This window comes from Parathalassolituus penaei, assembly GCF_026626885.1.
Lineage (GTDB): Bacteria > Pseudomonadota > Gammaproteobacteria > Pseudomonadales > Oceanobacteraceae > Oceanobacter > Oceanobacter penaei.
In genome coordinates this window covers 1-25,766 of the sequence record NZ_JAPNOA010000027.1, presented here as the reverse complement: position 1 = coordinate 25,766, position 25,766 = coordinate 1, and the positions used below count along the sequence as shown (strand labels likewise).

General features: G+C 56.1%; 25 protein-coding genes and 1 tRNA gene. 11 read left to right on the top strand and 15 right to left on the bottom strand.

Annotated features, from left to right (window positions below; all coding sequences use genetic code 11):
- Positions 1-30 precede the first annotated feature (30 nt).
- From OUO13_RS09985 to OUO13_RS09975, 3 genes are read left to right on the top strand one after another with little or no spacing between them, the layout of a single operon-like run.
- Positions 31-285, top strand: a complete 255-nt coding sequence (locus OUO13_RS09985; protein WP_283173738.1) for a hypothetical protein — start codon at positions 31-33, stop codon at positions 283-285.
- Between the two features lie 3 nt (positions 286-288).
- Positions 289-657: a response regulator gene (locus tag OUO13_RS09980; protein WP_283173737.1), complete on the top strand. Its 369-nt coding sequence runs from the start codon at positions 289-291 to the stop codon at positions 655-657.
- A 51-nt stretch (positions 658-708) separates the two neighbouring features.
- Positions 709-1,944: a methyl-accepting chemotaxis protein gene (locus OUO13_RS09975; RefSeq protein WP_283173736.1), complete on the top strand. Its 1,236-nt coding sequence runs from the start codon at positions 709-711 to the stop codon at positions 1,942-1,944.
- 165 nt (positions 1,945-2,109) lie between these two features.
- On the opposite strand, the gene OUO13_RS09970 is transcribed toward OUO13_RS09975, so the two are convergent.
- From OUO13_RS09970 to OUO13_RS09945, 6 genes are all read right to left on the bottom strand, one after another.
- Entirely contained in the window at positions 2,110-2,955 is an 846-nt protein-coding gene (locus tag OUO13_RS09970; RefSeq protein ID WP_283173735.1) for a class III extradiol dioxygenase family protein, read from the bottom strand.
- Positions 2,948-3,313 carry a protocatechuate 3,4-dioxygenase gene (locus tag OUO13_RS09965; protein ID WP_283173734.1) on the bottom strand — a complete coding sequence of 122 codons (366 nt, stop codon included), beginning with the start codon at positions 3,311-3,313 and terminating at the stop codon, positions 2,948-2,950. Before OUO13_RS09965 ends, OUO13_RS09970 begins: the two co-directional genes overlap by 8 nt.
- A gap of 185 nt (positions 3,314-3,498) precedes the next feature.
- Complete coding sequence (locus OUO13_RS09960) at positions 3,499-4,371, bottom strand: amidohydrolase family protein (RefSeq protein WP_283173733.1); 873 nt, start codon at positions 4,369-4,371, stop codon at positions 3,499-3,501.
- A 72-nt stretch (positions 4,372-4,443) separates the two neighbouring features.
- Positions 4,444-5,490: a 4-oxalomesaconate tautomerase gene (locus OUO13_RS09955; protein WP_346429349.1), complete on the bottom strand. Its 1,047-nt coding sequence runs from the start codon at positions 5,488-5,490 to the stop codon at positions 4,444-4,446.
- Between the two features lie 40 nt (positions 5,491-5,530).
- The gene (locus OUO13_RS09950; protein WP_283173731.1) at positions 5,531-6,208 is read right to left on the bottom strand and encodes a 4-carboxy-4-hydroxy-2-oxoadipate aldolase/oxaloacetate decarboxylase; all 678 of its coding nucleotides are present in this window, start codon (positions 6,206-6,208) and stop codon (positions 5,531-5,533) included.
- Positions 6,209-6,228: 20 nt separating this feature from the next.
- Positions 6,229-7,242 carry an amidohydrolase family protein gene (locus OUO13_RS09945; protein WP_283173730.1) on the bottom strand — a complete coding sequence of 338 codons (1,014 nt, stop codon included), beginning with the start codon at positions 7,240-7,242 and terminating at the stop codon, positions 6,229-6,231.
- 351 nt (positions 7,243-7,593) lie between these two features.
- Here OUO13_RS09945 and OUO13_RS09940 point away from each other — a divergent pair, with 351 nt between their 5' ends.
- The 5 genes from OUO13_RS09940 (at position 7,594) to OUO13_RS09920 (ending at position 13,310) form a co-directional block, all read left to right on the top strand.
- Positions 7,594-8,814 carry a LysR family transcriptional regulator gene (locus OUO13_RS09940; RefSeq protein WP_283173729.1) on the top strand — a complete coding sequence of 407 codons (1,221 nt, stop codon included), beginning with the start codon at positions 7,594-7,596 and terminating at the stop codon, positions 8,812-8,814.
- Between the two features lie 589 nt (positions 8,815-9,403).
- Complete coding sequence (locus OUO13_RS09935) at positions 9,404-10,354, top strand: Gfo/Idh/MocA family oxidoreductase (protein WP_283173728.1); 951 nt, start codon at positions 9,404-9,406, stop codon at positions 10,352-10,354.
- Between the two features lie 100 nt (positions 10,355-10,454).
- On the top strand, positions 10,455-11,453 hold the full coding sequence (locus OUO13_RS09930; RefSeq protein WP_283173727.1) for an aldo/keto reductase: 999 nt from the start codon (positions 10,455-10,457) through the stop codon (positions 11,451-11,453).
- A gap of 72 nt (positions 11,454-11,525) precedes the next feature.
- Positions 11,526-12,494 (top strand): helix-turn-helix domain-containing protein, encoded by a 969-nt coding sequence (locus OUO13_RS09925; protein ID WP_283173726.1) that lies wholly within the window; start codon positions 11,526-11,528, stop codon positions 12,492-12,494.
- A 120-nt stretch (positions 12,495-12,614) separates the two neighbouring features.
- Positions 12,615-13,310: a dienelactone hydrolase family protein gene (locus OUO13_RS09920; protein WP_283173725.1), complete on the top strand. Its 696-nt coding sequence runs from the start codon at positions 12,615-12,617 to the stop codon at positions 13,308-13,310.
- A 421-nt stretch (positions 13,311-13,731) separates the two neighbouring features.
- Here OUO13_RS09920 and OUO13_RS09915 read toward each other — a convergent pair whose 3' ends face one another.
- Together OUO13_RS09915 and nudC are read right to left on the bottom strand one after the other, a co-directional pair.
- Positions 13,732-14,691, bottom strand: a complete 960-nt coding sequence (locus tag OUO13_RS09915) for a ketopantoate reductase family protein (RefSeq protein WP_283173724.1) — start codon at positions 14,689-14,691, stop codon at positions 13,732-13,734.
- A gap of 146 nt (positions 14,692-14,837) precedes the next feature.
- Positions 14,838-15,662 (bottom strand): NAD(+) diphosphatase, encoded by an 825-nt coding sequence (nudC, locus tag OUO13_RS09910; protein ID WP_283173723.1) that lies wholly within the window; start codon positions 15,660-15,662, stop codon positions 14,838-14,840.
- A 425-nt stretch (positions 15,663-16,087) separates the two neighbouring features.
- Here nudC and OUO13_RS09905 point away from each other — a divergent pair.
- Positions 16,088-16,162: transfer RNA gene (locus OUO13_RS09905), tRNA-Gln, on the top strand.
- Between the two features lie 124 nt (positions 16,163-16,286).
- Here OUO13_RS09905 and OUO13_RS09900 read toward each other — a convergent pair.
- The 6 genes from OUO13_RS09900 to OUO13_RS09875 form a co-directional block, all read right to left on the bottom strand.
- Positions 16,287-17,348: an NADH:ubiquinone reductase (Na(+)-transporting) subunit F gene (locus OUO13_RS09900; protein ID WP_283173722.1), complete on the bottom strand. Its 1,062-nt coding sequence runs from the start codon at positions 17,346-17,348 to the stop codon at positions 16,287-16,289.
- A gap of 3 nt (positions 17,349-17,351) precedes the next feature.
- Entirely contained in the window at positions 17,352-17,714 is a 363-nt protein-coding gene (locus OUO13_RS09895) for a phenol hydroxylase subunit P4 (RefSeq protein ID WP_283173721.1), read from the bottom strand.
- A gap of 267 nt (positions 17,715-17,981) precedes the next feature.
- Positions 17,982-19,484: an aromatic/alkene/methane monooxygenase hydroxylase/oxygenase subunit alpha gene (locus OUO13_RS09890; protein WP_283173720.1), complete on the bottom strand. Its 1,503-nt coding sequence runs from the start codon at positions 19,482-19,484 to the stop codon at positions 17,982-17,984.
- A 159-nt stretch (positions 19,485-19,643) separates the two neighbouring features.
- Entirely contained in the window at positions 19,644-19,913 is a 270-nt protein-coding gene (locus OUO13_RS09885; protein WP_283173719.1) for an MmoB/DmpM family protein, read from the bottom strand.
- 12 nt (positions 19,914-19,925) lie between these two features.
- Positions 19,926-20,909, bottom strand: coding sequence for an aromatic/alkene monooxygenase hydroxylase subunit beta (locus OUO13_RS09880; RefSeq protein ID WP_283173718.1), 984 nt, complete (start codon positions 20,907-20,909; stop codon positions 19,926-19,928).
- Positions 20,910-20,950: 41 nt separating this feature from the next.
- Positions 20,951-21,241, bottom strand: a complete 291-nt coding sequence (locus OUO13_RS09875) for a phenol hydroxylase subunit (protein ID WP_283173717.1) — start codon at positions 21,239-21,241, stop codon at positions 20,951-20,953.
- A gap of 234 nt (positions 21,242-21,475) precedes the next feature.
- Between OUO13_RS09875 and OUO13_RS09870 the strand changes: the two genes are divergently transcribed.
- Positions 21,476-23,194: a sigma-54-dependent Fis family transcriptional regulator gene (locus OUO13_RS09870; RefSeq protein ID WP_283173716.1), complete on the top strand. Its 1,719-nt coding sequence runs from the start codon at positions 21,476-21,478 to the stop codon at positions 23,192-23,194.
- A 307-nt stretch (positions 23,195-23,501) separates the two neighbouring features.
- On the opposite strand, the gene OUO13_RS09865 is transcribed toward OUO13_RS09870, so the two are convergent.
- Positions 23,502-24,437, bottom strand: a complete 936-nt coding sequence (locus tag OUO13_RS09865; RefSeq protein ID WP_283173715.1) for a catechol 2,3-dioxygenase — start codon at positions 24,435-24,437, stop codon at positions 23,502-23,504.
- 179 nt (positions 24,438-24,616) lie between these two features.
- On the opposite strand from OUO13_RS09865, the gene OUO13_RS09860 reads away from it, so the two are divergent.
- Positions 24,617-25,510: a LysR family transcriptional regulator gene (locus OUO13_RS09860; protein ID WP_283173714.1), complete on the top strand. Its 894-nt coding sequence runs from the start codon at positions 24,617-24,619 to the stop codon at positions 25,508-25,510.
- Positions 25,511-25,766: the final 256 nt, after the last annotated feature.

Genomic DNA, 25,766 nt, shown 5'->3' with positions numbered 1-25,766 from the left:
GCCAGAGCCCTGGACTAGCGAGGAGATTTTATGCCCCACAAGCTGTTAAAGCGTCGGGCCGTACTGAGCGGGAACGTCGGCATCGAGGAAACCGATGAAATCCTGCAGTGGTTCCGCGACCGCGAGCAGGAAAAAACCGAATTGGATCTGTCCGACTGTGACCATTTGCACGCCGCCATTCTGCAAGTACTGATGATCGCGCGCCCTCGTCTGTCAGCCATGCCAGCGAATGCCAGCTTCGGAGAATGGGTAGGCAACAGCCTCAGCAGCGGATACGGAGACTGACCAATGGCCAAGTTTATTTACATCGTTGATGACTCACTCACTATGCTGATGAGCCTGCGTGGCACCCTTGAGCTGTCCGGATTTCAGGTTGAAACCGCCGATAACCCGCATGCCGCCCTGCAACGCCTGTCCAGTATCAAGCCGGACCTCATCATCACCGACATCAACATGCCACAGATGGACGGGCTGGAGCTGATTCAGGCCCTGCGCGCTGGCAGCCAGCGCTTTACGCCAATCCTGACCCTGACCACCGAAAGTCAGGGCGCCAAACGGGACGAGGCCAAACGCCTGGGGGCCACCGGTTGGCTGGTCAAACCCATCAGTTCCGCCGATCTGACCGCCGTCATCCGCAAGATCTTACCGGGAGCCTGATCATGCTGCGGACTACCGACCGATTCATCGCCGCGCTCCTCCGGAGGCATCATGAGTAGAAATCCTGTGCCATGGCGCTCATGGTTTTTCGTGTTGCTGACATTGCTGCTGTTGCTGGTTTATCTCACCCCGCAACTGCTGGGTCAGCATTCGTCCACCGCTCTGCTGGCATTGGGGCTTGTTGCCTGTGGCATATCCTTGTGGCCGCACCGCAACCATGCGCCGGTAAAAGTGGAAACGTCAGAATCGGACCAGCAAGACATTCTCGGTCTGCAGCAGACTCCGTCCGCATTGCAGGCATTGCTGACCAGCTTCAGTCCGTTTGCCAGCCTGCTCAATGCCCATCTCGGCACCACCACACGCATGGCCGAAAACGCCGCCACCAGCATTATGGAACGGGTGTTAAAAGTGAACGCCATGTCGGAGGAGTTCCTTGAGAACATGAATCGCTGCCAGGAAAGCACCCGCGAGATCCAGAAAGACGCCGAAGAAACCGTGGCCACCAGCCATCATCTGTTATCCGAAATGACCACCTATCGTGGCCAGCGCGAAGAGCGTCAACAACGCCAGTCGCAGGCCGTGCTGGATATTGCCGCCAAGGTGGAGTCGTTTACACCGCTGATTGAAATCATTCGCAATGTCACCCGCCAGACTAACCTGCTGGCATTAAACGCTGCGATTGAAGCCGCACGCGCCGGTGAAGCCGGCCGTGGTTTTGCGGTTGTCGCCGATGAGGTACGCACCCTGTCCAACCAGATTGAGGAAGCAGCTGCCCGTATTGAAGACAGTGTGCATCTGGTGTCCAGCACGGTGCAGCATCAAGTCACGTTACTCGATGAGGCCAACGCTCACACCCAAGATGAGATGATGTGGCTGGAAAATATCAACCAGTCCGTAGAATCATTGTCAGAGCAGTTCAAGATTTCGGTAAAAGCATTAGGCGATGTATCCAACACTACCTCAGATGCGGTCGGTTATGTGCGTAACTCAGTGTTGGCCATTCTCAGTCACAACCAGTTTCAGGACATTGCCCGGCAGCAAATCGAGCGGGTTCAGGAAGGGCTGTCACTGGCGGAAGAACGCTTTCGCACCATATCCAAAAGCATCAGCCATCACGATGCCGATGCGGATGCGGTTCCCGATCTTAATGATGTGATCGAATCACTGCGTCAGGGCTACACCATGAAGGAACAGGAAGATATTCATCGCTCACTGGTACAGGGCGAGGAAGTCGATTTTGGCAGTCTGCACGGTAAAGACAAGCTCCCGGATATCGAGCTGTTCTGAGTACTCTCTGTTCATGGATACCAGAAGCACAGGGAAAGAGAAGCAACGAAAAAACAGCAGCGACAAGAAACAGAGGAAAAACAGCAACAGAGAAGAGTGCCCGCCGCTGCAGTTCTGAGGATAACCACCTTACCCACAGTTCCACAGCAGCAGGCAAAACCGCAATTACGCTTCTTTTGGCAGCAGCAACTGCACACCAACGGCGGTGTTGGAGATTGGCGATACGTAGTTACGCAGCTTCTCTTCCACTTCACCCTTGATGCAACCACGCATGGCCAGCCACATGGCCAGTTCCACCATCTGCGCACCACCACGTTCGATCAGATCAACGTTGCTGAACTGCAGGATTTCCTCTGGATTGGAAACCAGCTTGTCCATACACCAGTTGTCGAAATCGGCGTTCAGAATACCGGCACGTGGGCCGTCGAGCTGGTGAGACAGACCACCAGTACCCAGCACCACCACTTTCTGCTCACTGTCCCAGCAACGGATCGCATCACCAATGGCCTGACCAAACGCATAGCTGCGGGATGGTTTTGGCATCGGATGACGTTCACAGTTGATGGAGATCGGAATGACCTTGATGCCCTGATAGGTAAAGTTCGGCCACAACAGGGTCAGCGGTACGGTCGCGCCATGGTCAACCTTGATGTCCTGACACACAGTCGGGTCAAAATCGTTTTCGATCAGGTGGTTAACAATGTGCCAGCTCAGCTCGGTTTCACCGGTGACCGGTGGAATCGGCTTGATGCCCCAGCCTTCATCGGCGTTCTGGTATTCCGGCGCACAACCGATGGCGAAGGTCGGCTTCTTGTCCAGCCACATTTCCAGACCGTGGTCGTTGTAGAACAGCACGGCGATATCCGGCTTTTCTTCACCCAGCCATTCACGGATTGGCGGGTAAATCGCAAACAGGTCACGGAAGTACGGTGTTTCTTCCAGTTGTTTGTCCATGGCAACGCCAATGGCCGGGATGTGAGAGGTAGTGATACCACCGATGATCTTAGCCATTGTTTTTGCCCCTGCCCTGACTCTCAAGATATGCCTGGAACTCTTCGGTCGTACGGCCGGATTGCATACCGCCGATTACCTGCATGTTCCAGCCGAAGATACCGGCGAATTTCGCCATGTAATAAATGCTGCCACCCAGCTCCAGCATGCGATTGATGTTGTGATCACGCACGGCCTGTTTCTGTTCTTCGGTCAGCTTGTACTTTTCCATGTAGGCTTCCGCGTCATCACGGAACGCCTGACGGTTTTCTTCGCTGTTGAAGGAGTAACACATCTTGTTGAATGAAAAGCCTTTGGTCGCCATCTCACCATCAAAGTGGTAAGTGCCTTCGACCGGCTTCATTTTGTAATCAGTCATTTCAGTCACCCTCGTGTTTTGGGGTCGATGTCGGACGTCTGAAGTCGGACGCTGGACGTCTGATGTTGGACGCCAGACGCAGCTGCAGGAGCATGCTTGCCCGCGAAACCTGTCGGTTCGGAAGCAAACCCGCTCCTGCGGTGAAAGAGTTCGCGTCAGACTTCCAGCGTCAGACGACAGGCCAATCAGGCCCAGTACAGACGCATCGGGTTGTCGACCAGCAGCTTCTGCTGCAGTTCGGCGGTTGGAGCGATCAGAGGAATCACGTCAACCAGCTTGCCGTCGTCCGGAACATGAGACTTCATGTTCGGGTGCGGCCAGTCGGTGCCCCACAGGCAACGATCCGGGAACTGTTCAACCAGGGTTTTCATGAACGGAACAACGTCGCTGTAGTCTGGCGCAGTCAGGGTCAGACGCTCTGGGCAAGTGGTCTTCACCCAGATCTTGTCGTTGTCTTTCATCAGCTGCACAAAACGCTGGAAGTCAGGGTGATCAACGCCCTTGGCAACGTCTGGACGACCCATGTGGTCAACCACAATGGTGGTATCCAGTTCGTTCAGGAACGGAATCAGACCTTCCAGGTCCTGGGCTTCGAAGTACACAATGATGTGCCAGCCCAGTGGTTTGATCTTTTCAGCAATCGACAGGAACACTTCTTTCGGAGTGGTATCCACCAGACGTTTAACGAAGTTGAAACGCACACCACGTACGCCCGCCTTGTCCATCGCCTGCAGCTCTTCAACGGTAATCGCCGGATCAACCACAGCGATACCACGAGCCAGTTCACCAGCGGCTTCCAGAGCATCCAGCAGCGCGGCGTTATCGGTGCCGTGGCAAGACGCCTGCACGATCACGTTACGCTCGAAGCCCAGGTAGTCACGCAGTTCGAACAGTTTTTCTTTTGGTGCATCACACGGAGTGTATTTACGCTTCGGGTGGTACGGGAATTTGTCGGCCGGACCAAACACATGGCAGTGGGCGTCTACAGCGCCAGCAGGTGCCTTGAATTCAGGTTTGGCAGGGCTAGGGTGAAATGGCAAGTAATCCGGATCCATCATGGCGACGATACCTGTTAATAATTTTAGTTATAAATAAACACAGCGGTCCCCCACGAGACCGCTGCCAGCGGGTTATTCGTTCGGATGAACGAACACTTCGCCGTCAAACAGTTTGCGAGCCGTACGCAGCAGCGCTGCGGTGCCCACCTGACCATCCGCTTCCATGTTGAGAATCACGGTCATTTCACCAATCGGGTGTTCCACCGACAGGGTGATACGTTCACCAGACTCAACATTGGCAACCGCAGCCGCTGGCGAACCAGGCAATACAGCGGCCGTGGCCACACTCACCGCGCCCAACACACCAATCGAGGCGTGGCAGCGGTGCGGAATAAACGTACGGGTCGACAATGCACCACCGTTGGTGGCGGCGCTGACCATGGTCATCTTGGGAACGGACTTCTCTTTGACGTCACCCAGATTCATCAGCGGGCCTGCCTGCAGACGAATGGATTCCAGCTTCGCACGCAGCTCGGCATTGGCTTCCAGTTCCTCGCGGGATTCAGTCCCCGTGATACCCATGTCAGAAGCGCGCATGATCACCACCGGCATGCCGTTGTCGATCAGGGTCACTTCCACACCATCAATCACATCTACCACGTTGCCGGACGGCAACAGGGAACCACAGCTGGAACCCGCGGTATCTGCGAAGGTCACCGGAATGGAGGAAGAAGAGCCCGGCACGCCATCAATTTTGGCCTTGCCGACGTAGCTCACCTTGCCATTCGGGGTTGGAACACGAGCGGTTGCGATCTGCCCGGTGTTCACCATAAAAATCCGGACGTCGGTTTCATCACCGCTCGCCGCTACCAGACCACGCTCAATCGCAAACGGGCCTACGCCTGCCAGGATGTTGCCGCAGTTCTGCGCGTCAGTAACGATGGCCTGATCCACGAATACCTGCAGGAACAGGTAGTCGACATCAGCATCGTCACGGTCGGATTTACTCACGACCGCCACTTTGGCTGTGAGCGGGTCAGCCCCGCCCAAACCATCGATCTGACGCGGGTCAGGTGAACCCATAACCCGCAGCAGAAACGCATCTCTCACAGCCGTGTCGGCCGGGAGGTCTTGCGCCAGGAAGTAGCCCCCTTTTGAGGTGCCACCTCGCATCCACATGCAACGAATGCCCGACTCGGCCGGGTCAAAAGTCGCTGCATCAAACATATTTCAGACCTTTCTCTTCCAGGCGCGGACGCATGTTGTAGATGTCCAGACCCAGTTCACCGTTGGCCAGACGCACACGCTTGGACTCTTCCAGCTCCATACGCTTGCGAGACGCTTCCAGAACGGCAGCGGCGGCTTCGCGACGTACCACGACCACGCCGTCATCGTCAGCAACGATTACGTCGCCTGGGTAAACCAGCGCGTCAGCACATACCAGCGGGGTGTTTACGGAACCAACGGTTTCCTTGATGGTGCCTTCGGCAGAAACGGCCTTGGACCAAACCGGGAAATCCATCTTGCGCAGGTCGCGGGTATCACGCACGCCACCGTCGATGATCAGACCCACAACACCACGAGCCTGGGCAGAAGTCGCCAGCAGGTCACCGAAGAAGCCGTGGTTGGATGGAGAGGTTGGAGCGAATACCAGGATGTCGCCTTTCTGGCACTGTTCAATGGCCACGTGCATCATCCAGTTGTCACCGGCAGCGCCGGAGATGGTGATGGCAGAACCGGCAACACACTTGTCTTGCTGGATCGGGCGCATGTAGTGAGCCAGCAGACCGATACGGCCCTGGGCTTCGTGAATAGTGGCAACGCCACACTGAGCCAGGCCATCAACGATTTCCTGGTCTACACGGGCAATGTTCTGAACAACGACTGTTTCTTTCATGACGTAAGGTCTCCGGAATCTCAGGCTGGCACTTTCAGGCGGCTGAATACGCGACGGATGTTGTGTTCGAAGATGTCTTCTTTCTGAGCCTGGGTCAGCGCAGTGTTGGCATCGATGTAACGCTTGGTGTCATCGAAGTAGAAGCCAGTCTCAGGGTCGATACCACGTACCGCACCGATCATTTCAGACGCGAACAGGATGTTCTTGGTCGGAATGATATCGAGCAGCAGGTCGATACCACGCTGGTGGTAAACACAGGTGTCGAAGTACACGTTGTTCAGTACACGCTCGGCCAGATCAAAGCCCTGGTCCTGAGCCAGACCACGGAAACGACCCCAGTGGTAAGGAACCGCGCCGCCGCCATGAGGAATGATGATCTTCAGGGTCGGGAAGTCCTTGAACACGTCGGACATCATCAGCTGCTGGAAGCCGGTGGTGTCAGCGCCCAGGTAGTGGGAGCCAGTGGTGTGGAAGCAGTCATTGCAGGAAGCAGACACGTGAACCATCGCAGGGATGTCGTATTCACACATCTTTTCGTAAATCGGGTAGAAAGAACGATCGCCCAGAGAGGCACCGTTCCACTTGCCGCCACTTGGGTCCGGGTTCAGGTTGATACCGATGAAGCCCATCTGTTCAACAGTACGTACGATTTCAGCAACCGACTTCGCAGGGTCTACGCCTGGAGACTGTGGCAGCTGGGCAACCGGTACGAAGTTCTGAGGGAACAGGTCACATACACGACGGATCAGGTCGTTCTGGTTTTCAGTCCAGAAACGGCTGGTGTGTTCGTTACCAACATGGTGACCCATCCAGCTTGCGCGTGGAGAGAAGATAGTCAGGTCAGTACCACGATCCTGCTGCAGTTTCAGCTGGTTGTTGGCAATGGATTCACGGATTTCGTCGTCAGAAACAACGAAACCATCCTTGGCGCCGACAAACAGCGGGTCTGCTTTTACGGCTGCTTTCTGGGCATCGCGCCAGGCGCCAACGCCTGGAGGAGTGGTGGTGTAGTGGCCATGGCAATCGATAATCATTGTTCTTTACTCACTGTCTGGACCGCGATGCGGCAGTTGCGGTGGAGCGCCAGGATCCGGCGGTTCGCCAAAAATAAAATTCTGTTATTGGAATAAACGGGTACGCGCAAAGCAGCCGAACGGGGGAGAAATCCGCTCAGACCGCTGCGCTCTACCACAGATCCTCCGGCAGGATCGCTGCCCCCGAGGATCTTTTTCCCGACCACTGACTGTAGTTCAGTGCCATCAGGAGTTGTTGTCATGGTAGGAATTGGTGCCCTGAACTGGCTATTTCAATTTCACTGTTACATTATTGGTTTTTGCGATAGGACCTATCGTCAGCCCCCCGACAACACCAGAAGAATCAAGCCTATGCAATTTCAGATTCCCAATCTGCGTCACCTGCGCGTCTTTCTTGAAGTCGCCGATAACAAAAGCATAAGCAAAGCCGCGCCACGGGTGTTTCTGTCGCAGCCGGCCATTACCCAGGCGCTGGCCCGTCTTGAAGAAACGCTGGAAACCGAGCTGTTTGAACGCCGCGCCGAAGGCATGTACCCCACCACTGCCGGTGAAGTCTGGTACAACCGGGTCAGCCGTTGTATGAACTATCTGTTGCAGGGCACCCGTGATGCGCTGCGCACCAGCAACAACCGCCAGCACAGCGCCCAGCAGCTGGTGGCACTCTTTACCACCACCCAGCTGCGTGCCCTGATTGCCGTTACAGAGGCGCAGAACTTCAGCATCGCCAGCCGTCAGGTCGGGGTATCCCAGTCATCGTTACATCGTGCCGCCCGTGAACTTGAACAGCTGTTACAGGTGCCGCTGTTTGAGAAAACCAGCACCGGGATCAGTTCAACCAAGGCCGCCCAATCCCTGGCACGCGCCACCAAACTGGGATTCTCGGAGTTACACCAGGGGTATTCAGAAATAAGTGCGCTGCAGTTTCGGGATGTTGGACGAATTGTACTGGGCAGTATGCCGCTGGCACGTACCTCGATCCTGCCGGACGCAATCATCCGCTTCAGCGAAATCCACCCGAACATCCGCATCAATGTGGTCGATGCCCCTTACGATGACCTGCTGCATCACCTGCGCCACGGCGATCTCGACTTCCTGATTGGTGCCCTGCGCTTTCCGCCACCGGCCGATGACATCGTTCAGGAGGAACTGCTGTCACCACCGCTGGCCGTCATCGCCCGCCCCGGCCATCCGTTAACCCAGATGTCGGATATCAGCCTGGAAACCCTGGCCCAATATCCATGGGTCGTGCCACGCACCGGCACCCCGACCCGCTCATCCTTTGATAACCTGTTCGAAAAAGCCGGGCTGCAGCTGCCACGCCAGCTGGTGGAAACCAGCTCGCAAATCCTGATCCGCGAACTGCTGCGAGGCAGTGATCGTCTGACCCTGATTTCCACTCACCAGATTGAACACGAGCTGGATCTGGGCATTCTGGCAGTGATGCCGGTAAACCTTGAACATACCCGCCGGGCGATTGGTATTACCCTGCGCAGGAACTGGCAAGCCACCCCGAGTCAGACCCTGTTTCTGAACATTTTGCGCCAGCGTGCCGAAGCCATTCTCGATACCTGATCCCGGAAACGGACATATCCAACACCATAATCAATACCGGGACGAATCTGCGACCAAAGGAGCGCCCCGGTACTATTTCTGCACCCGATACTCAAAATCGTCAGAAAAAGTCTATCCTGATACGGATTAAATGCCATTTTCGATATAACAGTGGGATTTTTTTTCCTGCATACCGGCACAAATTGTCCTCCGACAGCACCCCATACAAACCGGACACTCACAAACCTATACCAAAAACGAATAGCGGGGCCGGTTATTCAATTATCCAGCCCCCAGCCCCTTTGCTAGATTGATCTGGCGAACTTGGTCGTTTTGAGTTTTGTGTTTTTGTTACCCGTATCTGTTGTTGCAAGGGACGCGTCCACAAGATGCCACCCGGCAGCAACAGTACGGGGTTTTTTTGCAACTCGAATCCGCCACCCGGACTGTGACCACAGTAGGGTCAGGACCTGATCAGCGCTGAGTCCCCACGGCTCAATCTCTCTCTTGTGAGGTTTCAGCGGTGGTCAGGTCCTGACCTTATTGGTTCATATCCGGATCTGACGAGCCCGCCAAAGAGGCTCGCTTTAAACCCATCAGGAGAAGAAGAATGAGACTTTGTGTTGTTGGCGCCGCCGGTGCATTCGGTATCAAGCACCTGGATGCCATTGCCAATATCCCTGAAGCAACAGTGACCTCTGTTGTTGGCACCAAGCCTGACGTTATCAAAGCCCTGGCAGAAGAACGTGGCATTCCACACTACTGCACCGACCTGGCAGAAGCACTGGCACGCGACGACGTTGACGGTGTGATTCTGGCCACTCCAACCCAGATGCACGCATCCCAGGCCATCCAGTGTCTGGAAGCCGGCAAGCATGTGATGGTTGAAATCCCGATGGCTGACAACATCGAAGACGCTCGCAAACTGGTTGAAGTACAACAGCGTACTGGTCTGGTTGCCATGTCTGGTCAGACCCGTCGTTTCAACCCGTCTCACCAGTGGATCCACAACAAGGTCCAGGCTGGCGAGCTGAAAATCCAGCAGATGGATGTTCAGACCTATTTCTTCCGTCGTACCAACACCAACGCCAAGGGTCAGGCCCGTTCCTGGACCGACCACCTGCTGTGGCACCACGCTTGCCACACCGTTGACCTGTTCCAGTACCAAACTGGCGAAACCACCAGCAAGGTACAGGCGCTGCAAGGCCCGATCCACCCGGATCTGGGCATTGCCATGGACATGTCGATCGGCATGAAAGTACCAGGCGGCGCGATCTGCACCCTGTCCCTGTCGTTCAACAACGATGGTCCATTCGGTACCTTCTTCCGCTACATCTGCGATAACGGCACCTACCTGGCCCGTTACGACGACCTGTACGACGGCAAGGAAAACAAGATCGACCTGACCGGTGTTGCCGTATCCGACAACGGTATTGAACTGCAGGACCGCGAGTTCATTGCCGCTGTTATCGAAGGCCGTGAGCCAAACTCCAGCGTTGCCCAGGTTCTTCCAGCAATGGAAACCCTGCACCAGCTGGAGCAGCTGCTCAACGCTGAGTAATCGTGGGTTAGCCGGTGCCAGCACCGGATGACTGCGACCAAAGCCGGCCCTGACTCCCCTCAGGGCCGGTTTTTCTGTTTATGGAACCGGAGGGAAACAGATGACCCACGCCCTGAAAACCACCTTCAGCCAACCGGGCATCGGCCTGGGCTGCATGAACCTGTCTCACGCCTATGGCATTCCGCTGCAGGAAGATGACGCCATCAAGGCCCTGCACGCCGCCTTTGATATGGGCTACCGCCATTTTGATACCGCCACCCTGTACGGTGGTGGCAAAAACGAATTGCTGCTGGGCAAGGCGCTCAAGCACCTGCGCAGTGACCTGTTCCTCGCCAGCAAATGTGGCATGGCGATTGGCGAACAGAGTGGCAAGAAAGAAATCGACGGCCGTCCAGCGACCCTGAAAAAACAATGTGAAGCCAGCCTGCGTCGTCTGCAAACCGACTACCTCGACCTCTATTACCTGCACCGCCTTGATCCGATGGTGCCGATCGAAGACAGCGTTGGCGCCCTCGCCGAGCTGGTAAAAGAAGGCAAGATCGGTGCAATTGGTCTGTCAGAAATCTCTGCCAGCACCCTGCGCAAGGCCCATGCGGTACACCCGATTGCGGCCGTACAAACCGAATACTCCCTGTGGACCCGTAACGCCGAAATTGCCGTACTGGACACCTGTAAGGAACTGGGCACTGCGTTTGTGGCGTTCAGCCCGGTCGCACGTGGTTTCCTTGCCAATTCCCTGCACGACGTCAGCACCCTCGACGCCAAGGACATCCGTAACAACATGCCGCGTTTTTATGCGGATACCTATCCGAAAAACCTGGAGTTGTTACCGGCCTACCTGGCGATTGCCGCCGACGTTGGCTGCACTCCGGCGCAACTGGCATTGGCCTGGCTGCAAGCACAAGGCGATCACATTGTGCCAATTCCGGGTACCCGCAGCGTTGATCACATGCGCGACAATCTGGGCGCCGATGGCCTGACACTGAGTGCCGACGTACTGGCAAAACTGGATCAGATCATCAACCGCCACACCGTGCATGGCCCGCGTTACAACGCGATCCAGCAGGCCGAGATTGATACCGAAGAGTTTCAGGACTGATCTGCCAATCGAGCCACAGCAATGCCCGGCGTTGCTGTGATTCCAACGAACCAACAATAATTCTAAAAGCGTATGAACACACTCAAAGCCGCCTCTACTGGCAATCGTCGTTACCAGAGCATCTCCCGCTACACCCTTTACAGTGAAGCGCCGTCCGCCAGCGACCCTGAGTTTGTGCATATTGAGGATATTCCGAGTCGTGCCCGCCTGTTCGACTGGGCCATCAATATCCACACCCACCCCAACATGTTCCAGCTGATCTACGTGCAGAAAGGCAAGGTCCGTATTCATATCGACGGTATCGAAGAAAGCCGTCAGGGCCCTTGTATCATCGGCATTCCGGCCGGTGTGGTGCATGGTTTTGAGTTTGAGCGCGATGCCACCAACGGCTGTGTGATCACCGTGGCGCAGCTGCTGATGCTGGACGAACAGTTCGCCCGTAACTTCCCGTATCGCAAGGAGCTGCTGGAAAACCCACAGATCCTCACCTTTGACCTCAACGACGACCGTGAAGATCTGGAATTCATCAACCAGAGCGTGCTGCAGCTGACCCGTGAGTACCAGCAGGATGCCAACGGCAAACGCTCGATGTTTTCCTGGCTGCTGTTTGCCCTGCTGCTGAAACTCGGCCGCCGGGTCGAAGCCAACCAGCCCGCCCAGACAGAAGACCTGCACAGCGAACGTTTCCGCAAGCTAAACCAGCTGATTGAACAGCATTACCGTCGGCACCTGCCGGTCGAACAATACGCAGAGTGGCTCAACACCACCCCGGCCAGCCTCAGCCGCACCTGCAAACAGGTGGCCGACAAGAACATCACCGACCTGCTGTACGACCGTCTGATTCTGGAAGCCCAGCGTTCACTGATTTATTCCTCGGTGCCGGTTTCCCTGATCGCCTACGATCTCGGCTTCACCGACCCCGCTTATTTCTCACGCTTTTTCCGCCGCCGTGTCGGGGTATCCCCTACCGCGTTCCGCGAACTGCGTGATGGCACCGTTGCCAGCGAGCAGCCCCTGTTACGGCTGGCCGGAAATCACTGAGCCATTCCCCAAGCTCTGCGCAACAGTCCCATCCGCCACACGCCGACCAGCACGATAGACCCGTCATAATTGGCGGGTTATAACGGTCGGCAATCGGGAAAAGGAGCCTCAGGGGTTCATATGAAGACACTGCAACAGACCATCGCTGGTCGTGACTACCAACACCAGCTGCACGCCGGTAACGACAACAACCTGCCACTGATGCTGGTCTACAGCACCTGGGCCGGTATCACCCACTTTGAACAGACCATCGCCAGCCGCCTGAATGTGCTGGGTTACGATGTGCTGCTGGTCGACCTGTTCAGCCAGCAAGTGCCACTGAATACCTTAGAAGAACGTCGTGCCGCGCTGGGCGAACTGATGGCCGACATGAATCACCTGCAGCAACATCTGCAAGCCATCGAAAGTTTCATCGAAGCGGAAGTCGGTAAGGACTACAGCAGCCTGATCAGCAGTGGTTACTGCTTTGGCGGCCTGTGTTCATTGTTGAGTGGTTTCCTGTTCAAACGCATCAGCGCCAGCGTCAGTTTCCATGCCCTGCTGAAGCTGCCGGAAAGCCTGACGCCAGCCAATCCGGACGTGCGTTTGCTGGTATTGAATGGTTTCCGCGACCCGATGGTCAGCGCCGAAGAACGGGCCCGCACCGAAGCCCACTTTGATCGTTTGGGTCTCGACTGGACCATGATCAACTACGGCCGAGCCATGCACTCCTTCGCCCTGCCACACGTTAACATGCCAGAAAACGGCACCTGTCACGATGCCGCCACCGATCGCCGTTCCTGGCAGGTATTCGTCGATTTTATTCAGGAAGCCTGAGGTCCTTTTGGTTCAGGAGGAATGAGGTAGTGCTGATCAGTTAAGGACTTTTAAACAGCCTGATCATTGATTTCCGAATTTGCCCAGCGCAGCTGGCTGCTTAATGCCCATCTGGGCGAGCCGGGATTCACCGCAACGGCCGACCCAGCCGGGGCATGGATGCCCCGCCAGGCCCGTTGGCACAGGGATGTGCCATCGGGCCGGGGTCGAAACGCCGTTGTCGGTGAATACCGGAAACACGAGCCCAGCAGGGCTAAGCAGGGGGAGGCCCGCCCGGCCGGGGGACAAGGTCCCCCATAAGGGCAGACGGTAGAGCCAATTAACAAGCCGAGCAGATCGTGATCATCCGCTGCGGTAACAAAGAGTAAGAATGCCGACGGGTGCTTAACGGATCGGCAGTAGAGGAATGAGGTCCTGTTATTCAGGAAACCTGCGGGCCTTGCCAGGCCTGACTGTTGAATAACAGCAAGCTCTGAACCAGCTCGGTAGTCTCGGCGCGCACGCCAGACTGCCGACACCAGTGCACCACCGGCCCACAAATATCATCAATCTCCATGGCCCGGCCCTTTTCGCGGTCAACCAGCATGGAGGTCTTGATGGCATCAAATTCCGAAATCAATTTGAACATGGCATCAACATCGTCCTTGCTGATAGCAACTCCGGCCGCATTGGCGGCGCGTCCGGTTTCTTCCATCAGGCGATACACAGTGGGCCCCAGAACAGGGTCCGAGGTTAACTGGCGGGTATTAAGTCCGGTCAGTGCCGACAGAGGATTCACACCGTTATTGATCACCAGCTTCCGCCATAACGCCCGCTCGATATGATCCGTGATCGCAGCAGGAATGCCCGCAGCGACCAGCTCTGCCACTACCGGCAATAACGCTTCGGCCAGATGCGGATTGCGCTCAGTATCCGGCCAGGCACCCATTTCGATCTGCGCCACACCGGTGGCTTCCACCACACCCGGCGCCAGAATATGGCCACCAATACGAACCGCCAGTCCCCCCACGGTGCGTTGCTGACCCACCACGGCGGCAATGTGCGCTTCGTTATCCACACCGTTCTGGATCGACAACACCGGCACCGGCGCGGTTAACAACCAGTCTTGCAGACTGGCCATCATCGGCGCTGTCGCACTGGCCTTGGCGGCGACCATCACCAGATCAAACTCCGCCAGATCCCGGCCTGCAACCTCATCCAGCGCCAACGCCGTTACCGCACCGTGAAAGGAGAATTGTGGGTGAGTCACCGACAAACCCCGCTCCTGCATGGCATACAAATGTTCACCACGCGCGACCAGCACCACCTGATGCCCGGCCGCCAACAAGCGGGCTCCGTAATAACAGCCGATACCACCAGCACCCAGAATCAGAAATTTCATACCAGTCCCTGTTTATGACCGTAACAGACCCACCATGGTTATCTGTCAGACAGCCGTCAGCAAGTTCGCTGACGGGCTTTTTGAATCCCGAAATCGGGAGTATGACACGCGTACTGAACGCTCCAGGAAGGGCGCAGAGCTACTGGTCAGCCGCGCAGCTGGCAGCGCTGCACAAATGTCCGGATCAACTGGCCCGAAATAGAAATCTCGCCAGGGATTTCCGGCAGATCGTCGTACCGGAACCAGCGGGCATCAGCGATTTCATCCTGATCGATACAAATCTCACCGGACTCATATTCGGCAAAAAAGCCCACCATCATCTGTCCCGGAAACGGCCAGCTCTGGCTGCCAAAATATTCCAGATTACCCACCTTGATACCCACCTCCTCCATTACCTCGCGGCGCAGGGCACTTTCGAGGGATTCTCCGGCTTCAACAAAACCGGCCAACGAGCTGTAAAACGCCGTGGCATAACGGGTGTGATGGGCCAGCAGGCAATATTCACCACGGGTGACCACGGTGATGATACAAGGAGAAATACGGGGAAAATCGAGACGTCCGCAGGAGTCACAATGCATGGCGTGTTCTTTGGGATGTAAGGCCATGCGCGAACCACAACGGCCACAAAAGCTGTGATCCCGCGCCCACTGCTGCAGCTGTAACGCCCGTGAGACAAGATCAAACTCGGCACCACCAAAGTTTCGCATCAACCAGCGCGGTGCTACCCAGCTGTGATCCGGGACTTCCGGCTCACCTTCCACCTGCAGGGCAAAACAGGCATGGGAATTGTTGGCGATGCCGAGGAACTGCGCACCTTCGTGCTCCAGCGCCAGCGCTTCGAGTTGTTCTGCCGCCAGCAAGCCCAACAATTCAGCACTGGACCCCAACAGTTTTCCTTCACTGACCAGAACATAACAATGCGGCAGATCCGGCACCTGATGGTGCAATTCAAAACTGAGGATACGTTGCATGATGGCCTCACCCTGAGCGGCAAACGGCCAACGACTATCCCACAGGTGTCAGAGGTCTGCCAGCGTCGATAACGGACTATAGCGTTGCAGGAATCGTGAATTCACCTGCATCAGTGTAGCCATTTGTCGCCAAGCGCGCCGATATCAGACAGATTAATGCCGTGCTCACAAATCACCTGGAGCACAACCGCCCACCGTCAACCGGCTGAAAAAATCAGAAACTGACTAAAAAACCCTCATGCTGGCTAAAAAACCGACAAACAGCAGGCTCAAGGACTTCTTTTTTAAAAAATTTTCAGATTTTTTTTAAAAAGTGCTTGCCAAAAAAAATGGCCGGTGTAAGATGCGTCGCATTGAAGGTTGTTACCCACACAAACTTCGATGTAGAGCAGTAACGCACAGTGCGTCGTTGACTGGTCTGATGCTGGGGAGTCGCCAAGCGGTAAGGCAACGGGTTTTGATCCCGTCATTCGTAGGTTCGATCCCTACCTCCTCAGCCACTAAATTCCTTCCGATAACACCGAATGCAGAGCTGCATTGCGGCGTTTTTTTATTTTCTCCGCAAAACCAAAAACATCAACCCCGCCGAAGCAGGGTTGTGTATTCTTGTGCCGCAAGGCTCAGTCAGATTTTTCTAAACAGCGCTGAGCGCGGCTGGTCACTGGCACCGTCAGCCTTGGTGAAAAACCGCTCCATGTGAATATCTCGCTCGAACAACCGCCCTTGCATCAGAGTGGTAATGGCAGCGTCGATCATCGGTGGAGGACCACACAGATACGCTTTGTGCCCTTCGAACTTGCCGTTGAAATGCGCCTTCACCGCATCGTGCACAAAACCGGTAAAACCCTGCCAGTTATCTCCCGCCTCCGGTGCATTTAACGCCGGAATGTAGTGGAAGTTGTCGTGCTCAGCTGCCAGCTGTTCAAACAACTCACGGTTATAAAGTTCACTGACATTACGCGCTCCCTGGAACAGGTACATCTGCCGTGTATCCCCTTCTTCCAGCAACTCCAGCAGCATGGCCTGCGGACTCGAAAGCCCGGAACCACCAGCGATAAAAATCACATCCTTGCTGTCCGACTTGCGGGTAAAGAACTGACCATAAGGCCCGGACACCGCCAGTGAATCCCCCACTGCCAATTCCTGATGCAACCAGCCGGTGGCAGCCCCACCCGGCACCAGTCGCACATGCAATTCAAGCTCACCCGCCTGTGAGGGTGGATTGGCAATCGAAAACGCCCGACTGCCTTCCACACCCGGCACATTGATATTCACGTACTGGCCCGCCTGAAATGCCATCTCCCGATCGAGACGGAAACGGATGCCCTTGATGGTGGGTGACAGATTGGTAATGGCGATCACTTCGGCGTTAAAGTCCTGCACCGGATGACCGGCAAAGTCGTCGTCCACATCGATATCGGCTTCGATCACCAGATCCGACTCTGGTTTGGCACAACAGGCCAGAATCTTGCCCTCGTCACGCTCCATATCCATCAGCGCAAAAGGTGAGGCATCACCGATATCAACATCCCCTTCCAGCACCTGGCATTTGCAAGTCGCACAGGTGCCGTGACCACAGGCAAACGGTAACCACACCCCCTGGCGCAGCGCTGCGTCCAGAATGGTCTGGCCCTCTTCAACCTCGATCACATCACCTGTGGGTTCAATGGTTACCTGATAACTCATCGTTTATACCCCCGCTCCCATAAACCCTTTCAGTTCCGGCGTTTGCAGACGCAGCAACGATTTATGGCCAATGCCCTGCTCGGCCAGACCTTTCTGCAGATCCGGCACAAACGGCTGGCCGTCCAGCAACCATTGGGCACGATCCCAATTGATTTCGGCCCATTCCGGGTGAATACCAAATGAACCGGCCATCACCTGATCACGCAGCGCCACAAACGGCATCGCCGGTGGCAGCGGCCAGGCAAACGGCGCCGGGAACATCAGATGACCATCCCAACCGGCAAACACCAGCTGGTTGCCGTGGAAGTTTTCGAGTTTGTCTTTGATCTCACCGGTATAGTCCGGAGTAATGGCACGTACAGGCATGTTGTTATTCTCTTTTGCTGTGGTCGGACGCTGTGTTTCGGTTTGGGTCGGACGTCAGACGTCGGACGCTTTCTCGTTCCCACGCTCCGTGTGGGAATGCCGGGGCTGTGATGCAAAAGCGCATCGGCTACCACGCAGGAGCGTGGGAGCCAGAGGTCCAGCGCCAGTCTCCCGACGCCAGACTCCCGACCTCTTTCTCGTTTTCTCGTTCCCACGCTCGCGTGGGAATGCCGGAGCGGCTGATAGCATCAGACGTCCGACCAATGATCAGCCCTGCTTTTTCCATTCATTCCAGCGCTGTTCGTCTGGTGATCCCTTCATATCGAGGTTGTCGGCGCCGAGGTTGAAGTGGTAGTAGTCGCGCAGGATGTCCGGCACGTCGGGGCCACCGCAGTTGCCCATATAAATCTGGTGGGCTGGCAGCCAGCTCTGTACGTATTTCTCCGGCTCTTCCTCGAAAATGTGCTGACAGCCATCGGAGCAGAAGTGGTACTTGTCGCCCTTGTATTCGCTGACGCGGTAGGCGATTTGCCCCGGCTCACTCATTTCGGTGAACAGCATTGGAATCTGACAGGTGTTACAGAGCTGCGGCAGGGCGTTGTTGTAGATACGCTTGCCTTCGCTCTCCAGCTTTTTGGCCAGCTCCCAACGCGGGCGGTAATACTTGTCGAAGGTGTCCGGGTATTTCTCGCTGAGCCAATCCAGTTCCGCGTCGGTTGGAATCCAGGTGTGGAAACCGGCGGCGTGACCGTAGGTGTAGAAGGTCCACCAGGCCTGGTGCGATACGTGTTCTTTTTCTTTCTCAACGATGTCGGCGTACTGCGGCATACGGATGCCATAACGGGCGAGGTCCTTGAACAGCGCACCACCGGCTTCTTCGAAATAGACTTCCCAGGCTTCTTTCCAGCTCATCACCTTGTTGGGCAGCATGTAGTCCATCATCATGCCGACAATCGACAGCAGGCGGCAGCCGCGCCAGAACCACTTGTCGATCCACTTCTGCACAATCGCCACGTTGCCTTCGTCCTGCTCCAGCAGGAACTTGATCACCTCAAGACCCAGCGTCATATGGCGCGCTTCATCCGACTGCGCTGAGAAACCGAAGGTTACCGTTGCCATGTCGCCGTTATGGGCTGCACCGGACATAAACGGCACAAACACCAGGTTGGTGAGCACGTATTCAAAGCTGAAGGAAATCGCCACCAGGAACTCGAACGGGCCAGAGGTACGGGCATCATCAAAGAACGACTTTGGCACCGACAGATACCAGACGCGGTCGTGCATGTGGGTCCAGTCATGGAAGCCGTCGAAGTACTTGTTGTACTGGCTCATGGCGTGCACCTGGGTCTGCACGTGGCGCAGCTCATCGATGGACTGCATCTGGCAGGCCACCCGCGCACCCACACCACCAAACTGGCGACCAACATGGGCAAAGCCCTGATAAGCCTGATATTCCAGCGGTGAAATACCGGTCAGGAACAGTTTGATGGCGTTGATGTAACGCGGATCAGAGACGTTCAGGTGGCCATTGTGCTGGGACGACGCATCAAAAATGGCGTACAGCTTCTTCTCTTTTTCAGCCTGGTATTTCCAGTAGGCATCCATGGTCAGGCGGAACGGGTCTTCCCACTTCGACCAGTCGTTGATCTTGATGCCTTCGAAGTCTTCATACGGAAACGCTTTCTTGCGGTCTTCGTAGGAGAACTCCCAGTCGAGGTCACGGGTTAACAGCTTGTACTTGTCTTTCAGATTCAGTTTTTTGGCTGCCATGATTGGCTCCTGTTTTTATTTTTAAAGTCGGGCGTCGGGCGTCGGGCGTCGGGTGTCGGGCGTCGGGCGTCGGGCGTCGGGCGTCGGGCGTCGGGCGTCGGGCGTCGGGCGTCGGGCGTCGGCAAGGCTCCAGACGCCAGTCTCCCGACACCAGTCCTGTTAAATCGCCCAGCTCAGCTCCAGACGCTCGTCGTCTTCATCAACATTGCCGCCGAGGGTAATCAGGTTCAGGTGCAGTTCCTGCACGTCCCACTGGCGTCCCAGTTTTTCTTCGACGGTGTCGCGGTTCACCACCATGCGCCCCTCGGCTTCCAGACGAATCAGGGCAGGCTGATAATTGATGGTGACTTGCGGGTTGTCGGCTTCGACGGCTTCAACGATGTAACGGGAGATGTCGTTGTCTTGCAGAATCAGATACACCTTGGACATGAGAGAATTCCTTCAGATACCGGCCTTGGCGGCGCGTTTGTCGAGTGCAGCCAGAGCTGCGTCCAGAGAAGCCGAACCAGCGGCCAGTTCATTGGCCAGAGGTGCCAACGCTTCCGCCGCACAGCCACGCCAACGGTGCAGCCACTGACTAACGAGCGTGCGGTTAGCCTCGGATTCCGCCGCCACCACTTTCAGAACCGCATCCGCCCAGCGGCTGGTATCGGCGTACCAGTCACGCATGAACTCGGTCAGCATGGCGACGTCCTGCGCGCCCTGTTCGGCCAGCCACTGGTCGTACTGCACGTACACCAGTTCCTGCACCAGGGTGTCGATCACCAGGTCTTGCGCCACAAAGGTTTCAAACCAGTCTTCCACCACCAGGGTTTTCTCGCAGAGAGCACGCATGCCCTGCCACAGCGGATCGTTCATCCACAGCTGTTTGGCTTCCGCCAGCGACTCACCGGTGTTGCCATCGAGAATCAGGCCAATACGCGACAGGTACTGGGCAATGCCGAGACGGTCCATGCCATCAAACAGCAGCGCCTGGGTAATCGCCGTGCCATAGCCGTAAGCACTGCCATAAACGTTGTTGAGGTTGGCGGTGTGCTCAACATGGCGCAGCGGAATCAGATGACGAATCAGGCTGGCCTTGATGGCATCCGGCAGATGACGGGCCAGATCGCGTTTTTCGAAAAACGCATAGTTGTTCTCGGCCTGCTCCTGCATGCGGGCACGTTGCTGCACGTAGGCGCCGTAGTAGTACTGGCGCGGGTCTTTCAGCTCGTACCAGTCGGCCATCACCACCGCCGTGCGGGAGCGGTCGTTCAGCTCCTTGTCGGGCTGCCATAACGGCCGATAGTGAAAGTTGGTTTCGGCCTGCACGTCATAAGTGGCTTCCTGATAACGACTGGCCGGTTTGTTGCCAAAACGCCGCTCCAGGTTGGCGAAGGTGAGCCGCACCGGCTCCAGGGTGGAGGTCTTGATCTCGATAGTCATGCTGATACTTCCTGTTGTTATTGTTGTGGCCGGGGTCAGCCTCAGGCACTGCGGGAATGGTTGTGGGCCATCAGGGTGTCTTCACCGTAACGCCATTTCTCAAGCTCACGGTCGACCGCGGCCATTTGTTCAGCGCTCATTTCCACCACCTGGTTATTACGGCAAAAAACCGCAAATACCGCCGGTGGCATAATCAGCTCAACAAACAGCGATGGATCACCAATAGCAAAATCGAATTCAACAAAACGGGCATTTTCCGGACTGCGTATCCGGATATAACGGGTCGTATTATCAGCAGCAGCTGATGTAACGACAGAGATATTCTGCGACATGGTATTTGCCTTTTTATTGTTATCGCCAATCCCATATCAGCAGAATACATGCCAGAAAAATGTATCCATGCGCGCCATAAAAAACCGCTATTCCGGGGCTTGCCGGATAATCACCTGATCAAATCGTGAGGTTGCACTTTATGCCTTATTATTTGCTCAGGCAGACGGTGCTGGACGTCGGCCAGGAATAGGGAAATAATCGTTCACCCGATTCAGATCATAAAAATAACAATCATGAATACAGCTCCGACCACCCTGCCACCGTTGCCGGATGCCGGTGACCTGATTTCCCAGATTCGTTTCTGCCATGAGCAAGGCGAAATCTGGCTCCAGGAAGACCGCATGTTGCTGATCCACGCCGGTGACATGGGCATACTGCGCGACGAACTCATCACCGCCATGGGCATTGAACGCGCCCGGGGTTTCCTGATGCGCTTCGGCTACCAGGCCGGTCAACGCGATGCCGAAGTAGCACGGCGGGTGCGTGGCCATATGGACCCGATACAGGCGTTTCTGGCCGGTGTGCAGTTACACGCCATCGAAGGCATCGTGCAGGTGATCCCCAAGGTGGTGCGCATCAACGCCGAACAGCAGGATTTTTATGGCGAGTTTGAATGGCATGGCTCCTACGAAGTCGACCAGCACCGGCAGCGCCACGGCAGTAGCGACTTCCCGGTATGCTGGACCTTGCTCGGCTACGCCAGCGGTTACACCTCGGCGTTTCTTGGCTTTCCGATTCTCTATAAAGAAGTGCAGTGCTGCGCCATGGGCCACGACCATTGCGCCATCGTTGGCAAACCCCTGAACCAGTGGGAAGACGCCGACCAGATGCAGCGTTTCCTGCAACCGGATCATCTCGCCGAGGAACTGATGTCGCTGCAACGCCAGGTCAGCTGCCTGAAAGCCCGCTTTCGGGATACCGAACTGGATGCCGACCTGCTCACCAACTCGGTTGGCCGCTCCGAAGCGTTTCGTCAGGTCTGCCAGCTGATTCGCAAGGCCAGCCAGAGCCGCGCCACTGTGCTGTTGCTGGGAGAGACCGGGGTTGGCAAGGAAGTGGTAGCGCGAGGTTTACACCATGCATCCGACCGCGCCAGCAAACCCTTTATTGCGGTGAATTGTGCCTGTATCCCGCCGGATCTCATCGAGGCCGAGCTGTTTGGTGTCGAAAAAGGTGCTTTTACCGGTGCCACGGTCAGCCGCGAAGGCCGCTTTGAGCGCGCCAACGGTGGTACCATTTTTCTGGATGAAGTGATTGAACTGTCGCCACGCGCCCAAGCCACCCTGCTGCGAGTGCTGCAGGAAAGTGAGCTGGAACGGGTGGGCGATAACCGCACCCGCAGTATTGATGTGCGCGTGGTCGCCGCCACTAACGAAAATCTCGAACAGGCCGTGCGCGAAGGCCGCTTCCGCGCCGACCTGTTTTTCCGCCTGAATGTGTTCCCGGTGCGTATTCCGCCGCTGCGCGAACGTAGCGACGACATTCCGCTGCTGGTTGAACACTTCCTGCGCAAATATCAGGACCTCTACGGCAAACGGGTGAATGGCCTGTCCGACCGCGCCACCCAGGCGCTGATCCGCTACAAGTGGCCGGGCAATATCCGCGAGCTGGAAAACATGATCGAACGCGGGGTGATTCTGGCCGACAACGGCACCACCATTGAACTCTGCAACCTGTTCCCATCGCTGATGGAGCCATCCCACCCGCTCAATGTGATTGGCCAGAACGGCACACTGGCGGCGAGCAGCACAGATCTGATCTGCCGCCAGAGCCATGCCCGCGAGTTGTTACGCAAGGGCATCAGCCTCGACGACATGGAAAAACAGATGATTGAAGAAGCCATGGCGCAGTCGGATAACAACATCACCCACGCCGCACGGCTGCTGGGTCTGACCCGCCCGGCACTGGCCTATCGGCTGAAAAAACTGGAAGAACCGCCGCAAACCGAATAACCGCTCTCTGCCCTACCGGGCCAATATTTCGCTCTGTATTCCAGGCCTGTTTTATTCAGGCCTTTTTCATTAACGATCACGTTGAATTCCGCCCCGAATACATCCATGTAATTGCAGTATATAAAAACCCCAATAAAAAAACGGCACTGCTGAACCCAGCAATGCCGTTATAAATCCGGAATCGGGAAAACGATATTCCGGGATCAGAGCACCAGAACAATCCGATATTCACTCGCTAATATCGGATTGCAGTCTCCAGCATAAATACGGAAAACCGTACTCAGCAGATTTTGGTAAAAACCGATTATCAGGTCACCACAGTCAGGAAAGACTCGTGCAGTTTGCGCTGGGCAAAATCCAGACCGCCGCCTTCACCCAGACCTTCAAATGTCCAGGTCAATACTTCGTGATCAGGATATACGGTATAACCACCCATAAAGGTTTCGAAACGGTTACCGGACGGGTCCCATGCATAAATGGTCGCACCCTGGGTAATGCCGTGACGGGTCGGACCAATGTCCACCGGCACCGAGTTCATCGACATAATGTCGGCGGCGCGCAGCACCTTGTCCCAGCTAGAGAGCAGGAACGACAGATGGTGCAGCTTGCCCGGCTCCGGATATTCCACAAACGCAATGTCGTGAACCTTGTTGGAGCAGGTCAGCCAGATGCCCATGTTGGCATCACCTTCCGGCGTCAGGGAACGTTCGACCAGCTGGAAGCCCAGCACTTTCTCGAAAATTTCCTGCACCTTGGCCACGTTTGGACCGTACAGCAGGCAGTGGTCGAGACGCAGTGGGGCGATGCCTTTTTCAGCCGCCGCATTCCACGGATTCGGGTTTACATGGCCAAGGCCATTACCCACGCGGGTCTTTTCCGCGTACAGCTCAATCTGGTGACCCGATGGCAGGGTAAAACGCACACGCTCACCGGTTTCCAGCATTTCGCCAGCCGGGATACGTTCGGTCGGCAGACCGTACTCACGCAGACGACCATCCAGACGATCCAGAGTCGCCTTGTCGAGCACCTTGAACGCGAAGAAATCCAGACCCGCCGAATCGGCTTCACGCAGCACCAGGCTGCTGTGGTCATGTTCTTCCCAGCACTTCAGATAAACACGGCCCTGATCATCACGGCCAGTTTCCTGCATGCCCAGTACATCACGGTAGTGATGAATACCTTCTTCCAGATTCAGAACCCGCAGCTGGGCGTGTCCGGGACGGATAACACCTGTCATAGCCATGGAAAATTCCCCCTGTTGTTATTGTTCACTCGGGTTGGTCGGTGGTGTGCAGCGAAGCCTTTGCTTCGTTGATGTATCCACGGTATCGCAGCGTTCTGATACTCGTCTAATACTATTGACCCCGGAACCTGATACCCATAAGGTATCGAAATCACGAATAATAAGCGGGGCTTGGATCCATGGAATTACGTCAGGTTCGCTACTTCATTGCCGTTGCTGAAGAAGGCAACATTGGTCGCGCCGCCCTCAAATTGCACATATCGCAACCCCCGCTTACCCGCCAGATCCAGCAGCTGGAAGAAGACCTTGGCGTGCAACTCTTTGTTCGCACACCGAAAGGAGTCGAGCTGACCCAGGCCGGCCATCTGTTCCTGGAAGAAGCCCGCAACATCCGCTCGGTGGTATCCCTGGCGACCGAACGCACCCAACGGGCCGGACGTGGCCAACTCGGTCGTCTCGACGTCGCAATTTTCGGCTCCGCCATCCTCGACAGCATTCCCAAGCTGCTGCTGCAGTTCCGCAACCAGTACCCGGACGTTAACGTGGTGCTGCACAACATGGAAAAAGGCAAACAGATCGAAGCCCTGCGCCAGCGGCGCATCAACGTCGCCTTTAACCGCATGCTCGCGCCCCTGCCCGACATCATCAGCGAACGCATTGCCACCGAAGAGTTGTACATCGCGGTGAACCGCAATTCGGAACTGGCCGATCACGACAGCCTGCCGTTCCGCACCCTCGAAACCGAAGGCCTGATTGCCTTCCCCAACAGCGGCCGCCCCAACTTCGTCGATAAAATCCTGAACATCTGTCAGGAACATGGCTTCCTGCCCAATATCGTTCAGGAGGTCGGAGACGCCGTCACCAGCGTCGCCCTCGTCGCCAGTGGCTTTGGCATCTCGATCGTGCCGCGCTCCGCCACCAAACTGCAGTTACCAGGGGTGATCTACAAACCCATCTCCGACCTGCCAACCCAGGCACGGGTCGACCTCAGCTGTATTTACCTGCGCGACCATGACTCACCGATACTGCAATCGTTTCTGGCGTGTATTCGTGAAGCGGATTTGCAGGGCTGAGGGCTGAGGTCTGAGGTCTGAGGTCTGAGGTCTGAGGTCTGAGGTCTGAGGTCTGAGGTCTGAGGTCTGATAGAGTGATTTAAGAATGCTCTATCTGGCACAGCTAAAGAGGAGTTTGATAGCGAACAGGCTCCCGCTGTGTCAGCATAGTTGTCCGATGAGTTTTTCACGTTAAAACGAACAGTGGGCGGCCAGGAACTGACCATGGCCCGTTATTCCATTGAACGTCGCGAAGCCGTTCTGAATAAGCTTTTGC